General features: G+C 65.3%; 4 protein-coding genes. All 4 read left to right on the top strand.

Translation table 11 applies throughout. The annotated features are described in order from the left end of the window. Positions 1–364: 364 nt before the first annotated feature. The 4 genes from ACSSVC_RS25915 to ACSSVC_RS25900 all read left to right on the top strand — a co-directional run bounded on the left by ACSSVC_RS25915 (position 365) and on the right by ACSSVC_RS25900 (position 16257). Positions 365–13381, top strand: a complete 13017-nt coding sequence (locus ACSSVC_RS25915; protein WP_492611661.1) for a non-ribosomal peptide synthetase — start codon at positions 365–367, stop codon at positions 13379–13381. Positions 13382–13592: 211 nt separating this feature from the next. After that, positions 13593–13931, top strand: coding sequence for a PH domain-containing protein (locus ACSSVC_RS25910; RefSeq protein WP_446439287.1), 339 nt, complete (start codon positions 13593–13595; stop codon positions 13929–13931). Between the two features lie 90 nt (positions 13932–14021). After that, positions 14022–15059 carry a ParB/Srx family N-terminal domain-containing protein gene (locus ACSSVC_RS25905; protein ID WP_492611660.1) on the top strand — a complete coding sequence of 346 codons (1038 nt, stop codon included), beginning with the start codon at positions 14022–14024 and terminating at the stop codon, positions 15057–15059. Positions 15060–15207: 148 nt separating this feature from the next. After that, a complete protein-coding gene (locus ACSSVC_RS25900) occupies positions 15208–16257 on the top strand; it encodes a hypothetical protein (protein WP_404937414.1) in 1050 nt (349 codons plus the stop codon). Positions 16258–16331 lie beyond the last annotated feature (74 nt).

Genomic DNA, 16331 nt, shown 5'->3' with positions numbered 1-16331 from the left:
TTGTTGCAAAGAGGTAAGTGGGACGTCAGAAAAATCCGACCTGTCCTACACATCGAGCGACAAATTAGGCTGAATGATAATGATTGTCAATTGAGAAAAAGAACTAATGCTCTCTGTCGGTGCAGATTGAGAACGGCTGCTCGTTCATGGGGTGGATCAGGGCCATGAAGGGCAGCATGCGGACTAATTATTTCAAGACGTCATCCGTTCTCATTGGAGAAAGATTCCGGGCAGCAGGCCCGGCCACGGCGCCTTCCGGATGCCCATGATTTACTTATAACTATTTGATTTATAGATAGTTTTTTAAGTTATGGCAGAGCGAGGTCCGATCTCCATTGCAAGCATAATCCTGGCAGGAAACCCCATGACGGACGCGTTCGAACTCCCCAGTACCCTGGCCCAAGCCCTTCAACGCCGGGCAGTCCTGGCACCTGATCAAGTGGCGTTGCGTTTCCTCGCCGAAGAGCAGGCGCAGAGCGTGGTCCTCAGTTATCGGGATCTGGACCTTCGTGCGCGGACCATTGCGGCCGCCCTGCAAGCCGATGCCGAGCAGGGGGATCGGGCGGTCCTGTTGTTCCCCAGTGGTGCGGATTACGTCGCGGCGTTTTTCGGCTGCCTGTATGCCGGGGTCATCGCGGTGCCGGCCTATCCGCCGGAGTCGACCCGTCGTCATCACCAGGAACGCTTGATCTCGATCCTTGCTGACGCCGAGCCGCGTCTGCTGCTGACCAGCGCCGGGCTGCGGGAGTCGCTGGCGCAAATGGACGAGCTGCAGGCCGCGGGCGCACCACACCTGCTGTGCGTGGACACCCTGGACGCCGGGCTGGCCGAAGACTGGCAGGCGGTTGAGCTTAAGGACGACGACATCGCCTTCCTGCAATACACCTCCGGCTCCACTGCGCTGCCCAAGGGCGTGCAGGTCAGCCACGGCAATCTGGTGGCCAATGAGCTGTTGATCCGTCGCGGTTTCGGTATCGACCTCAACCCGGACGACGTGATCGTTAGCTGGCTGCCGCTGTACCACGACATGGGCTTGATCGGCGGCCTGCTGCAACCGATTTTCAGCGGCGTGCCCTGTGTGCTGATGTCACCGGCCTACTTCCTGGCGCGGCCCGTACGCTGGCTGGAAGCGATCAGCGAATACGGCGGCACCATCAGCGGCGGCCCGGATTTCGCCTACCGCCTGTGCAGCGAGCGAGTCAGTGAATCGGCCCTGGAGCGTCTCGACCTCAGCGGCTGGCGCGTGGCTTATTCCGGTTCGGAGCCGATCCGCCTCGACACCCTGGAGCGCTTTGCCGAAAAATTCAGCGCCAGCGGTTTTTGTCGCGACAACTTCCTGGCTTCCTACGGCCTGGCCGAAGCCACTCTGTTCGTCGCCGGTGGCGTGCGCGGCCGGGGCATCCCGGCCCTGCACCTGGACGACCAGGCCCTGGCGCAGAACCGTGCCGAGCCGGGGCAGGGCAGCGCGATGATGAGCTGCGGCTTCAGCCAGCCGGAACACGCCGTGCTGGTAATGGATCCTCAGCAACTCAGCGAATTACCTGACAACCGCATCGGCGAAGTCTGGGCCGCCGGGCCGAGCATTGCCCACGGCTACTGGCGCAATCCCGAAGCCAGCGCCAAGACCTTCGTCCAGCATGCCGGCCGTACCTGGCTGCGCACCGGTGACCTGGGTTTCATGCGCGACGGTGAGCTGTTCATCACCGGGCGCCTGAAGGACCTGCTGATCGTGCGCGGGCACAACCTGTATCCCCAGGACATCGAAAAGACCATCGAGCGCGAAGTGGAAGTGGTGCGCAAGGGCCGGGTGGCAGCGTTCGCGGTCAGCGACCAGGGGCAGGAAGGTATCGGCATCGCTGCGGAAATCAGCCGCAGCGTGCAGAAGATCCTGCCCCCCGAAGCGCTGATCAAGGCCATCCGCCAGGCCGTGGCCGAAGCCTGCCAGGAAGCGCCCAGCGTGGTGGTGTTGCTCAACCCCGGGGCCCTGCCGAAAACCTCCAGCGGCAAGTTGCAGCGCTCCGCCTGCCGCACCCGTCTGGCCGATGGCAGCCTGGATTACTACGCGCTGTTCCCGCAAGCCGGCAGCGAACCCGCGCGGGTCGGCGAAGGTTCCGGCGACGCGCTGCAAAGCCTGATCGGGCGGATCTGGCAGGAACAACTGCAATGCACGGCAGTGGCCGCCGACGATCACTTCTTCCTCCTGGGAGGCAACTCCATCGCGGCCACCCAGGTCATGGCCCGCCTGGGTCAGGAACTGGGCCTGGAGTTGAGCCTGCGCCTGTTGTTCGAGGCCCCGACCCTGGGCGCCTTCAGCGCCGCCGTGGCGCGCCTGCAACAGGACGGCGGCGTGGCCCAGGGCAGCATCAACGCCCTGTCGCGCCAGCAGCCGCTGCCCCAATCCCTGGCACAGAACCGTCTGTGGATCACCTGGCAACTGGACCCGCACAGCAGCGCCTACAACATTCCCGGCGGCCTGCGTCTACGTGGCGAACTGGACGAAGACGCCCTGCGTACCAGCTTCCAGCAGTTGCTCCAGCGCCACGAAGCCCTGCGCACGCGCTTCTTCGAGCGTGACGGCCAGGCCCTGCAGCAGGTGGACGCCGCTGGCGAATTCAATCTGCAAGTGATCGATATCAGCGATTTGCCTGTGGCCGAGCGTGAAGCCCGCGCCCTGCAGATCCGCGAGGATGAAGCCCGCACCCAGTTCGACCTGGAGCAAGGCCCGCTGTACTGGGCGACCCTGGTGCGCCTGGATGACGAAGAGCACCAACTGCTGCTGACCTTGCACCACATCATCGCCGACGGCTGGTCGCTGAATGTGCTGATCGACGAGTTCTCCCGGCTCTACGCCGCGGCGGCCCAGGGGCAAAACCTGGACCTGGCCCCCCTGACCTTGCAGTACGCCGATTACGGCAGTTGGCAGCGTCAATGGCTGGCCCAGGGCGAAGGCCAGCGCCAGCTGGACTACTGGAAGCGCCAGCTGGCCGGCGAGGCTCCGGTACTCAGCCTGGCCACCGACCACCCGCGCTCGGCCCAGGTCCGCCACAGCGCGGCGCGCCACAGCCAGCGCTTGAGCGCGACCCTCAGCGAGGCGATCCGCCAGACTGCCCAGGCCCAGCAAGTGACGCCGTTCATGCTGTTGCTGGCCACCTTTCAGACCCTGCTGCACCGCTACAGCGGACAGACCGATATCCGCATCGGTGTGCCCAACGCCAACCGTCCGCGCCTGGAAACCCAGGGCCTGCTGGGCTTTTTCATCAACACCCAGGTATTGCGCGGCCAGCTGGATTCGCGCCAGACCTTCGCCGAGCTGCTGCAACAGACCCGCCGCACCGCCCTTGAAGCCCAGGCTCATCAGGACCTGCCCTTCGAACAGTTGCTCGAAGCCCTCCCCGAAGCCCGCGAGCAAGGCCTGTTCCAGGTCATGTTCAACCACCAGCAGCGCGACCTCAGCGCCTTGCGCCGTCTGCCCGGGCTGCTGGCCGAAGAGCTGCCGTGGCACAGCCGCGAGGCCAAGTTCGACCTGCAACTGCATACCGAGGAAGACCGCAACGGCCGCTTGAGCCTGGCGTTCGACTACGCCGACGAGCTGTTCGAGGCGACCAGCATCCAGCGTCTGGCTGGGCACTTCATCAGCCTGCTGGAGCATGCCTGCCAGCAACCGGACAGCGCCCTGGGCGACTTGCCGTTGCTCGGCAAGGCCGAAGCAGCGCAGCTGCAGCAATGGAGCGTGGCCCCCTGTGCGCCCGCCGAGCGTTGGTTGCCGGAGCGCCTGCAGGAACAACTGCAGCAGACCCCGGAGCGCACCGCGCTGGTCTGGGACGGCGGCCAACTGAGCTTTGCCGAACTCCACGCCCAGGCCAACCGCCTGGCCCACTACCTGCGGGACAAGGGCGTCGGCCCGGACGTGTGCGTGGCCATCGCCGCCGAACGTTCGCCGCAACTGCTGATCGGCCTGCTGGCGATCATCAAGGCCGGTGGCGCCTACGTACCCCTGGACCCGGACTACCCCGCCGAGCGCCTGGCCTACATGCTCGAAGACAGTGGCGTGGAGCTGCTGCTGACCCAGACCCATTTGCTGGGCCAGATGCCCGAGGCCCAAGGCGTCAGCACCCTCGCCATGGACAGCCTCAAGCTCGACAGCTGGCCGAGCCAGGCCCCGGGCCTGCACCTGCACGGCGACCACCTGGCCTACGTGATCTACACCTCCGGCTCCACCGGTCAGCCCAAGGGCGTCGGCAACAACCACCGCGCGCTGATGGAGCGCCTGCAATGGATGCAGGACAACTACCAGCTGCACGCCGACGATGTGCTGATGCAGAAGGCTCCCATCAGCTTCGACGTGTCGGTGTGGGAGTGCTTCTGGCCGCTGATCAGCGGCTGCCGCCTGCTGCTCGCCGCCCCCGGCGAGCACCGCGATCCCCATCGCATCGCTCAGCTGGTGCAGGAGTACGGCGTCACCACGCTGCACTTCGTGCCGCCGCTGTTGCAGCTGTTTGTCGAGGAGCCGTTGAGCGCCCAATGCCACAGCCTGCGCCGGGTGTTCTCCGGTGGCGAAGCCTTGCCCGCCGAACTGCGCAACCGCCTGCTGCAACTGTTGCCGAACGCGCAACTGCACAACCGCTACGGCCCCACCGAAACCGCGATCAACGTCACCCACTGGCAGTGTTCGGTGGATGACGGCGAGCGCTCGCCCATCGGCCGCCCGCTGGGCAATGTGCTGTGCCGGGTGCTGGATGCCGAGCTCAACCTGATGCCCGTCGGGGTGCCCGGCGAGCTGTGCATCAGCGGCCAGGGCCTGGCCCGGGGTTACCTGGGGCGCCCGGCGCTGACCGCCGAACGCTTTGTTGTCGACCCCCTGAGTGAGGAGGGTGCGCGCCTGTACCGCACCGGTGACCGCGTACGCTGGTGCGCCGACGGCGTGCTGGAATACCTCGGTCGCCTCGACCAGCAGGTCAAGCTGCGGGGCTTTCGGGTCGAGCCGCAGGAAATCGAAGCGCGGCTGCTGGCCCAGGACGGCGTGGCCCAGGCCGCAGTGCTGGTGCGGGACACCGTCGCCGGTGCGCAGTTGATCGGCTACTACACCGCTAATGCCACCGACGAAGATGAAACCGAACACAGCGCCCGGCTGAAAAATGCCCTGGCCGCTGAACTGCCGGAGTACATGGTGCCGGCGCAACTGCTGCGCCTGGACGCCATGCCCCTGAGCCCCAGCGGCAAGCTGGATCGCCGGGCCTTGCCGGAGCCGCAATGGCAGGTGCGCGAGCACGTCGAGCCGGGCACCGATCTGGAGCGGCAGATCGCCCAGATCTGGCGCGAAGTGCTGGGTCAGCCACGGATCGGCCTCAAGGACGACTTCTTCGCCCTGGGCGGGCATTCGCTGCTGGCCACCCAGATCATTTCCCGTACCCGCCAGGCCTGCGATGTCGAACTGCCGTTACGGGCACTGTTTGAAGCCAGCGAACTGGGGGCCTTTGCCGAACAGGTGCTGCTGATCCAGCAATCCGGTGCGCGCAATCAGCAGCCGCCGATTGCCCGGGTCGACCGCAGCCTGCCGGTGCCGCTGTCCTATTCCCAGCAGCGCATGTGGTTCCTCTGGCAGATGGAACCCGATAGCCCGGCCTACAACGTTGGCGGTATGGCGCGGCTGTCTGGCGTGCTCGACGTGGGCCGTTTCGAGGCGGCGTTGCAGGCACTGATCCTGCGCCATGAAACCCTGCGCACCACCTTCCCCAGCGTCAATGGCGTGGCCCATCAGCAGGTGCATGCCGATACCGGCCTGCGCATGGCCTGGAAGGATTTCTCGGCCCTGGCTCCGGATGCCCGGCAACAACGCCTGCAACAACTGGCGGACAGCGAAGCCCACCAGCCCTTCGACCTGGAGACCGGCCCCTTGCTGCGCGCCTGTCTGGTCAAGGCCGGCGAGCAGGAGCACTACTTCGTCCTGACCCTGCACCACATCGTCACCGAAGGCTGGGCCATGGACATCTTCGCTCGCGAGCTGGGTGCGCTGTACGAAGCCTTCCTCGACGACCGCGAATCGCCCCTGGAACCCTTGCCGGTGCAGTACCTGGATTACAGCGTCTGGCAGCGCCAGTGGCTGGAATCCGGCGAGCGCCAGCGTCAGTTGGACTACTGGACCGGGCAACTGGGCCGCGAACACCCGCTGCTGGAACTGCCCAGCGACCGGCCACGCCCAGCGGTGCAAAGCCACCAGGGCGAGCTGTACCGCTTCGATTTGAGCGACGAACTGGCGGCCCGGGTGCGCGCCTTCAATGCCGAGCACGGCCTGACCCTGTTCATGACCATGACCGCCGCGTTGTCGCTGCTGCTGTATCGCTACAGCGGCCAGAGCGACCTACGCATCGGCGCGCCGGTGGCCAACCGCATCCGTCCAGAAAGCGAAGGGCTGATCGGCGCCTTCCTCAACACTCAGGTGCTGCGTTGCCAGCTCGACGGGCAGATGAGCGTCGGCCAGTTGCTGGAGCAGGTACGCCACACCGTGATCGAGGGCCAGTCGCACCAGGACCTGCCGTTCGACCATCTGGTGGAAGCCTTGCAACCACCGCGCAGTACCGCCTACAACCCGCTGTTCCAGGTGATGTGTAACGTCCAGCGCTGGGAGTTCCAGCAAAGCCGGCAGTTGGCGGGCATGACCGTGCAATACCTGGTCAACGATGCCCGGGCCACCAAGTTCGACCTCAACTTGGAAGTCACCGACCTGGATCAGCGTCTGGGCTGCTGCCTGACCTACAGCACCGACCTGTTCGACGAGCCGCGCATTGCGCGCATGGCGGCCCATTGGCGCAATCTGCTGGAGGCCTTGCTCAGCAATCCGCAACAGCGTCTGTGCGAGTTGCCGCTGCTGCACGCCGAGGAGCAGCAACAGCTGCTGGACAGTTTGAGTGTCGAGCCCGGCGAGCAACGTCTGGACCAGTGCATCCACCACCTGTTCAGCGAACAGGCCCTGGCCCGCAAGGACGCCCCGGCCCTGACCTTCGCCGGACAGACCCTGAGCTACAGCGAACTGGACAGCCGCGCCAACCGCCTGGCCTGGATGCTTCGTGAGCGTGGCGTGGGCCCGCAAGTGCGGGTCGGCCTGGCGCTGGAGCGTTCCCTGGAAATGGTCGTGGGCTTGCTGGCGATCCTCAAGGCCGGTGGCGCCTACGTGCCCCTGGACCCGGAATACCCCCTGGATCGCCTGCACTACATGATCGAGGACAGCGGCATCGGCCTGCTCCTCAGTGATGCGCGGATGTTCGCCGCCCTGGGTGAGTTGCCGACGGGTGTCGGTCGTTGGTGCCTGGAGGAAGACGGCGCGCTGCTGGCCGACTACCCGGCCGGCGAATTGCCCTTCATCAGCCTGCCCCAGCATCAGGCGTACCTGATCTACACCTCCGGCTCCACCGGCCAGCCCAAGGGCGTGGTGGTGTCCCACGGGGAAATTGCCATGCACTGCCAGGCGGTGATCCGTCGTTTCGGCATGCGCGCGGACGATTGCGAGCTGCACTTCTATTCCATCAACTTCGACGCCGCCACCGAGCGCTTGCTGGTGCCGCTGCTCAGCGGTGCCCAGGTGGTGCTGCGGGCTCAGGGCCAGTGGGACGCCGAGGAAATCTGCCAGCTGATTCGTCAGCATCGCATCAGCATCCTCGGCTTCACCCCGAGCTACGGCAGCCAGTTGGCCCAGCATCTGGCGACCCAGCAGCAGACCCTGCCGGTGCGCATGTGCATCACTGGCGGCGAGGCCCTGACCGGCGAACACCTGCAGCGCATCCGCGCGGCGTTCCAGCCGAGCCTGTTCTTCAACGCCTACGGCCCCACCGAAACCGTGGTCATGCCCTTGGCCAGCCTGGCGCCTGAGCACTTGGCGGACGGCGTGGCCAGCGTGCCGATCGGCCGCATTGTCGGGGCGCGGGTGGCTTACATTCTCGATGCCGATCTGGCGCTGGTGCCTCAGGGCGCGACGGGTGAGCTGTATGTCGGCGGTGCCGGTCTGGCCCAGGGTTATCACCGTCGTCCGGGGATGAGTGCCGAGCGCTTTGTCGCCGACCCATTCGCCACCGATGGCGGGCGCCTGTACCGCACCGGGGATCTGGTGCGCCAGTGCGCCGACGGCCAGCTGGAGTACATCGGCCGAGTCGATCATCAAGTGAAAATTCGCGGCTTCCGCATCGAGCTGGGGGAAATCGAAACCCGTCTGCTGGATCATCCGGCTGTGCGTGAAGCGGTGGTGCTGGCTATCGACACCCCGGCCGGCAAACAGCTGGCCGGCTATTTGGTCAGCGAAGTGGCCGAGCACAACGAGGTGCAGCAGGCCAACCTGCGCGAAGCCCTCAAGCAGCAGCTGAAAACCCAGCTGCCGGACTACATGGTGCCGACCCACCTGATCCTGCTCGGCAGCATGCCGTTGACCGCCAACGGCAAGCTCGATCGCCGAGCCCTGCCGATGCCCGATCCGGAGCTCAATCGCCAGCAGTACGTGGCGCCGAGCAACGAGCTGGAACAGACCCTGGCCGGGGTCTGGGGCGAAGTGCTGAACGTGCAGCAAGTGGGCCTCAACGACAACTTCTTCGAACTGGGGGGCGACTCGATCCTGTCGATCCAGGTGGTCAGCCGCGCTCGCCAGCTGGGGATTCATTTCACCCCGCGGGACCTGTTCCAGCACCAGACCGTGCAGACCCTGGCGCGGGTTGCCAGCCACACTCAGCGCGTCAGCGCCGAGCAGGGCCAGCTCAGTGGCGAAGCGCCGCTGACGCCGATCCAGCACTGGTTCTTCGACAGCCGTATTCCCCAGCCGCAGCACTGGAACCAGGCCTTGTTGCTGGAACCGCTGGGCACCCTGGATGGGTCGTTGCTGGAGCAAGCGCTGCTGGCGGTGCTGGAGCAACACGACGCCCTGCGCCTGCGCTTCAATCGGGCAGGCGGGCAATGGCGCGCCGAGTACCTGCCGCTGTCCGACGCACCCTTGCTGTGGCAGGTGCGGGTGCCGTCCATGGACACCTGCGAGGCGCTGTTCGCCGATGCCCAGCGCAGCCTCGACCTGGAACACGGGCCGCTGCTGCGGGCGGTGCTGGTGGACGGCCCTGAAGGCGAGCAACGGGTGTTGCTGGCCATCCACCACCTGGTGGTGGACGGCGTGTCCTGGCGCGTGCTGCTGGAAGATTTGCAAAACGCCTATCGTCAGTTGCAAGCCGGACAGGCCCTGAACCTGCCGGCCAAGACCAGCGCCCTGCGGGACTGGTCGAGCCGCCTGCAAGCCTATGCCGGCAGCGAATCCCTGCGTGAAGAACTGAGCTGGTGGCAGCAACAACTGGCTGGCCCGGCCGCGCAACTGCCGGGCTTGAATGCCGCTGGCAGCCAGCAGCATCAACAGGCCCGCAGCCACAGCGTGACCCTGGATGCCGAACGCACCCGCCAGTTGCTGCAACAGGCTCCGGCGGCCTACCGCACCCAGGTCAATGACCTGCTGCTGACCGCCCTGGCCCGGGTGCTGTGCCGCTGGAGCGGGCAGCCTTCGGCCCTGGTGCAACTGGAAGGCCACGGCCGCGAGGCGCTGTTCGACGAGATCGACCTGACCCGCACCGTGGGCTGGTTCACCAGCGCCTATCCGCTGCGCCTGACCCCGTTGCAGGTGGAGGAAGCGGCCGGGCAGGGCGCTTCGATCAAGGCCATCAAGGAACAACTGCGGGCCGTGCCGCACAAGGGCCTGGGTTATGGCGTGCTGCGCTACCTGGCAGATGCAAGCTGCCGCGAGGCCCTGGCAGCGCTGCCGCTGGCGCCGGTGACCTTCAACTACCTGGGGCAGTTCGACCAGAGCTTTGGCGCCGATGCCTTGCTGCGCCCGCTGGATGAATCCGTGGGCCCGGCCCACGCACCTGAAGCCCCGTTGCCCAACGAGCTGAGCATCGACAGCCAGGTCTATGGCGGCGAACTGGTGCTGCGCTGGACCTACAGTGGCGAACGTTTCGATGCCGAGTTGATCGGCGAGCTGGCGAGCGCCTACCTGGGCGAGCTGCAGAGCCTGATCGCCCATTGCCTGAAGGACGATGCCGGTGGCCTGACGCCGTCGGACTTCCCCCTGGCGCGCTTGACCCAGGCCCAGCTCGATGGCCTGCCGGTGCCGGCGGCGCAGATCGAAGACGTCTACCCGCTGACCCCGATGCAGGAAGGCATGCTGCTGCACACCCTGCTGGAGCCGGGCACCGGCCTGTATTACATGCAGGACCGCTACCGCATCAACAGCGAACTGGACCCGGAGCGTTTCGCCCAGGCCTGGCAGGCGGTGGTGGCCCGCCATGAGGCTCTGCGCGCGTCCTTCTGCTGGAACGTCGGCGAAGACATGCTGCAAGTTATCCACAAGCCGGGCCGCACCCCGATCGAGTTCCTCGACTGGAGCGCGGTGCCCGAGGCCGAGCAAGAGGCCAAGCTGCAGGCCCTGCATAAACAGGAGCGTGAGGCCGGCTTCGATCTGCTCAATCAGGCGCCGTTCCACCTGCGGCTGATCCGCGTCGGCGCTGCGCGCTACTGGTTCATGATGAGCAACCACCACATCCTCATCGATGCCTGGTGCCGCTCGTTGCTGATGAACGACTTCTTCGAGATCTACACCGCCCTGGGCGAAGGTCGCGAGGCGCAGCTGGCGGTGCCACCGCGTTACCGCGACTACATCGGCTGGCTGCAGCACCAGAGCCTGTCGCAGGCGCGGCAGTGGTGGCGGCAGAACCTTGAAGGTTTTGAACGCACCACGCCGATCCCCAGCGACCGGCCGTTCCTGCGCGAACACGCCGGCGACAGCGGCGGCATGACAGTCGGCGACTGCTACACCCGCCTCGATGCCCGGGACGGTGCGCAACTGCGCGAGCTGGCGCAACAGCATCAGCTGACCATCAACACCTTCGCCCAGGCGGCCTGGGCCCTGGTGCTGCGGCGCATGAGCGGCGATCGCGACGTGCTGTTCGGCGTCACCGTGGCCGGGCGCCCGGTGGACATGCCGCAGATGCAACGCACCGTCGGCCTGTTCATCAACAGCATCGCCCTGCGGGTCAAGCTGCCCGAGGAGGGGCAGCGCTGCAGCGTGCGCCAGTGGCTCAGCGGCTTGCTCGACAGCAACATGCAGCTGCGCGAATACGAGTACCTGCCGCTGGTGGCGATCCAGGAAACCAGCGAACTGCCCAAGGGCCAGCCGCTGTTCGACAGCCTGTTCGTGTTCGAGAACGCCCCGGTGGAAGTCTCGGTGCTGGACCGTGCCCAGAGCCTGAACGCCAGTTCGGATTCCGGCCGTACCCATACCAACTTCCCGATCACTGCCGTGTGCTACCCGGGGGATGACCTGGGCCTGCACCTGTCCTACGACCAGCGCTACTTCGAGCAGGCGACCATCGAGCGCATGCTCGGCGAGTTCAAGCGCCTGCTGCTGGCCCTGATGCAGGGTTTCCACGGCGACATGGCCGAACTGCCGCTGCTGGGTGAAGAGGAGCAGGACTTCCTGCTCGCCGGCTGCAACCAGAGCGAGCATGAGTACCCGCTGGAGCGCAGCTACGTGGAGCTGTTCGAGGCCCAGGTGGCGGCCCATCCGCAACGCGTTGCCGCCAGTTGCCTGGATCAGCGCTATAGCTATGCCGAGTTGAACCAGTGCAGCAACCGTCTGGGCCACGCCCTGATCGCCAACGGCGTGGGTTTTGATCAGCCGGTGGCCTTGCTGGCCGAGCGCGGCCTGGAACTGCTGGGCATGATCATCGGCAGCTTCAAGGCCGGGGCCGGCTACCTGCCCCTGGACCCGGGCCTGCCAAGCCAGCGCCTGGGCCGCATCATCGAACTCAGTCGCACGCCGATCCTGGTCTGCAGCGCGGCCTGCCGCGAACAGGCCCAGGCCCTGCTGGACGAGTTCGCCTGTGCCGGGCGTCCGCGGCTGCTGGTCTGGGAGGAGCTGCAAGCCGCCGGGCATGCCGAGAGCAACCCGGGCCGCTACAGCGCGCCGGACAACCTGGCCTACGTGATCTACACCTCCGGTTCCACCGGCCTGCCCAAGGGCGTGATGGTGGAGCAGCGCGGCATGCTCAACAACCAGCTGAGCAAGGTGCCGTACCTGCAACTGAGCGAGGCCGACGTGATCGCCCAGACGGCGTCCCAGAGCTTCGACATATCGGTCTGGCAGTTCCTTGCCGCACCGCTGTTCGGCGCCCGGGTCGACATCGTGCCCAACACCATCGCTCACGATCCCCAGGGCCTCCTGGCCCACGTCGAGGAGCAGGGCATCACGGTGCTGGAGAGCGTGCCGTCGCTGATCCAGGGCATGCTCGCCCAGGACGTCATCGTCCTCGATGGCCTGCGCTGGATGCTGCCCACCGGCGAGGCCATGCCGCCCGAGCTGGCGCACCAGTGGCTGCTGCGTTATCCACAGATCGGCCTGGTGAACGCTTACGGCCCGGCGGAATGCTCCGATGACGTGGCCTTCTTCCGCGTCGACCTGGCCTCGACCCGGGGCGCCTACCTGCCCATCGGTACGCCCACCGACAACAACCGCCTGTACCTGATGGACGAAGCCCTGGAGCTGGTGCCCCTGGGCGCGGTCGGCGAGTTGTGCGTGGCCGGCACCGGTATCGGCCGCGGTTACGTCAGCGACCCGTTGCGTACAGCGCTGGCCTTCGTGCCCCATCCGTTCGGTGCTGCGGGCGAACGCCTGTACCGCACCGGCGACCTGGCACGCCGGCGCAGCGACGGCGTATTGGAATACGTTGGCCGTATCGACCACCAAGTGAAGATCCGTGGCTATCGCATCGAACTGGGGGAAATCGAAGCGCGCCTGCACGAACAGCCGGAACTGCGCGATGCCGCCGTGGGTGTGCAGGAAGGGGTCAACGGCAAGCATCTGGTGGGCTATCTGGTCGCCAGTGACTCAAGCCTGAACCCGAGCGAATGCCTGGAGCGGATCAAACCGCGCTTGCGCGCCGAGCTGCCGGAATACATGGTGCCGTTGCACTGGCTATGGCTTGCGCGCCTGCCCCTCAACGCCAACGGCAAGCTTGATCGCAAGGCCCTGCCGGCCCTGGAGATCGGTCAGTTGCAGAGCCAGGACTATCAAGCACCGGGCAATGAACTGGAGCAAACCCTGGCCGATATCTGGGCCGAGGTGCTCAAGGTCGAACGAGTGGGCGTGCGCGACAACTTCTTCGAGTTGGGCGGGCATTCCTTGCTGGCCACGCAGATCGCCTCGCGGGTACAGAAAACCCTGCAACGCAACGTACCGCTGCGGGCCATGTTCGAATGCAGCACGGTGCAGGAGTTGGCCGCGTACATCGACGGTTTGGGTGCCAATGAAATCAGCGAGGAGAAGGTCGACCGCCTGAGTGACCTGATGGCCGAGCTGGAGGGCTTGTAAGCTTTTACGGCGGGCGCAGCCACCCCAAAGGCTGCGCCTCACTCCTTCAGGAAGGTCGCGGATTCAGGCTTTACGGCCGCTGCATAACCGAGCGGTCTCTACAGGAAGCCTATACAGGGGGGGAAATACAAAGGCAGTATTAAGCTAAGGGTTTTTGTTTGCCCTTATCGATTGGACTGAGCATGAAGAAAAAATGACAAGGATGCACCGAATGAAAGCAGAGTTGCGAGGCGGCGAAAAAATCATCAAAGAAGGGCCTGCAAACCTTCAAAGAAATATTGAGACGGTGGGCGGAAGGCTTTTTCTGACGAACCAGCGTGTGCTATTTGTCGCGCATAAATTTAACTTCCAAAGCGCTCCTGACGAGATTGAAATCTCAAACATCCAGTCATTGCAGCCGGCATGGACTAGATTTTTAGGTCTTATCCCCGTTTTCCCCAACTCTTTATCTGTTTTTACAAAGCAGGGTATAGAGTCTCGATTTGTACTATTTGGCCGTGACGCATGGGCTGCTGCCATTGCTGCAACCATGAATGGGGCCAATGGCTAAATAACCTTCAGTTTGAAATAGTCCGCCGCGCATTGCCCGACAGCAGCCCTGTCGGGCTTTGTCGTTTCAGACAGTTCAAGGAGCGGAACCATGGCAGAACAGCTTTACTGGCACGACATCGAAGACTCCCTGGGCAACTGGAGTGGCCTCGGTGTTGAAGTCGAAGCGGGCGCCACGGACAGGCCGCCGCTGCACCTGCGCACCGGCAACAATGCCCGGATCAAGCTGATGCACCACGACACGCCACTGTTCTGGGCCACCTTCGCCTGGGATCACGGCGGAGTCTGGCTGGTGCGCAACCCGCTGGCGGAAGGCGCCGAATGCCGAATGCTGGCCCCCATCGACTCACCCACAGTCCAACAGTACGCAGCCCTGGCGCCTGAGCTACGGATCAAGGCCTGGAGCCGCTATTTCGTCAGCCGCCTCAGCGAAAGCGCCCGGCACTTCCTCACCCCCGGTTTCTGGCTGGCCCAGAGCCTGCTGCCGGAGCCCTCCAGCACCGCGAACGGCCTGGACCACTGGCGCTTCACCTCGGTGATCGATCCTTTGACCCACGTGCCCAGCTGGCACCTGTACGGCGAGGATTTTCTCGACAACCTGCAACCCCAGACCCTGGAGTGGATCGACTGGTGGCACGGCGGCGGCAAGCTCATTGGCCTGCACCGGGTCGATCCCCAAGCCGGGCGCTTGAAATGGTGGCGCAAGAAGGCCCGGGAAGGCAGCCTGCCGCCGATTCTGCTGTGGTACGTCGGCGGGCTGGCCTCCTATGTGGTCATCGATGGGCATTACCGCTTGCAGGCGGCCATTGCGGAAAACCTCGCGCCATCATTCATCGTCCTCAGCGCCACCCGCGAGCGCGACTTCACGCCGAGCCTGGAGCATCAGCAGCGGGTCATGGATTCACTGCGCAAGCGCGGCGACGCGGTGCCGCGCAACCCGGCCCTGAGCACCGAGCACCTCAACCGGGTGCTGATCCAGGCGTTCGATGACCGGCCGCAATACCGCAGCGCTACCCCGGCCTGGGCCGGCAACGAGCCGGAATCGCAGTGGTGCGACGAGGTGCGCCAGTGCTTGAACGGGCAGGGGCTGGAGGACCAGATGGAGGCGGTGATTGCCCGGCGTGGGTAGGGCGCTGGCCGTGTTCGCTGGCAAGCCAGCTCCTACAGGGGGGCTGCTTGTAGGAGCCGGCTTGCCGGCGAACAGGTCCCCAAACACTCTGCTATATTCGCGCCCGCCCGCCGTAGGGCCGGTCATTGATTAAGGATTATGGACAATCGTGGAACAGATTTTCTGGCGTGACATCGAGGATTTGGCCGGCCACTGGAACGGCCTCGGCGTGGACGTCAAATGCTCGGCCAACAGCAAGCCCAACCTGTGCCTGCTCAGCGGCAACAACCGCCGCATGCAGTTGGTGCTGGGGGACCAGACCCTGCTCTGGGGCACCATGTCCCGCTGCCTCTACGGCGTGTGGCTGGTGCGCAATCACCTCCAGGAGCAACTGCCGCAAACCCTGGTGGGACCCATCGACTCGCCTCAGGTTGAACAACAGGCGCGCCTCGACCCGGCCCAGCGCCTCAAGGCCTGGAGCCGCTTTTTCGTCGAGCAACTGATGCAGCACCAGCCGGACTTCCTCTACCCCGGCTACTGGCTGGTGCGGGCCCTGCGCCCGCAGTCCCAGAAACCCCTGCGGCCGCTGCTCAGCGGCACCGAAGCCTGGTACTTCAAGGGCGGTGAAGATGCCCAGAGCCATATGCCGCAGTGGGCGATCTACGGCCGCAACATCCTCGACAATCAGCAGCCCGGCTCGGCGCGCTGGGTCGAGTTGTACGAGGGCGGCGGGGCGGTGGTCGGCCTGCATGCCGTGGACCCCCATTCCGGGCGCTTGAAATGGTGGCGCAAAAAAGCCCGCGAAGGCAGCTTGCCGCCGATCCTGCTGTGGTATGTCAGCGGCCTGAACTGCCACCTGATTCTCGATGGTCATTACCGCCTGCAGGCGGCCATCGATGAAAACCTGCCACCGGAGTTCCTGGTGCTCAGCACGCCGCGGCTCTACCACTATCGCCCCAACCCGCAAGAGCAGCAGAAAGTGCTGGGGGCGCTGCAAGTGCAGGTCCAGCGCAACAACCTGGACACCAGGCGCTTCAACCAGTTGCTGATCAGCACCTTCGATGATCGGCCGTATCACGGCTTCGGCAGCCAGTCGTGGGCGGGGATTGCCTCGGAGCAGGCGTGGATCGAGCAGGTCAGCGGCATTCTCAAGGAGCGCGGAGACCTGAGCGACCTGGAGGAAATCCTCGAACGCGAGGCGCCGGAAGAGTACCGCTGAGGCCCAGCCCTAAGGCGTACACGCCCTCTGTAGGAGCTGGCTTGCCAGCGAACAGGCCCGTAATCCATACGCCA

It is taken from the genome of Pseudomonas sp. E1BtOHC1 (assembly GCF_058744285.1).
The sequence above is the reverse complement of the archived record's forward strand: the minus strand, read 5'-3'. Positions and strand labels throughout refer to the sequence as shown.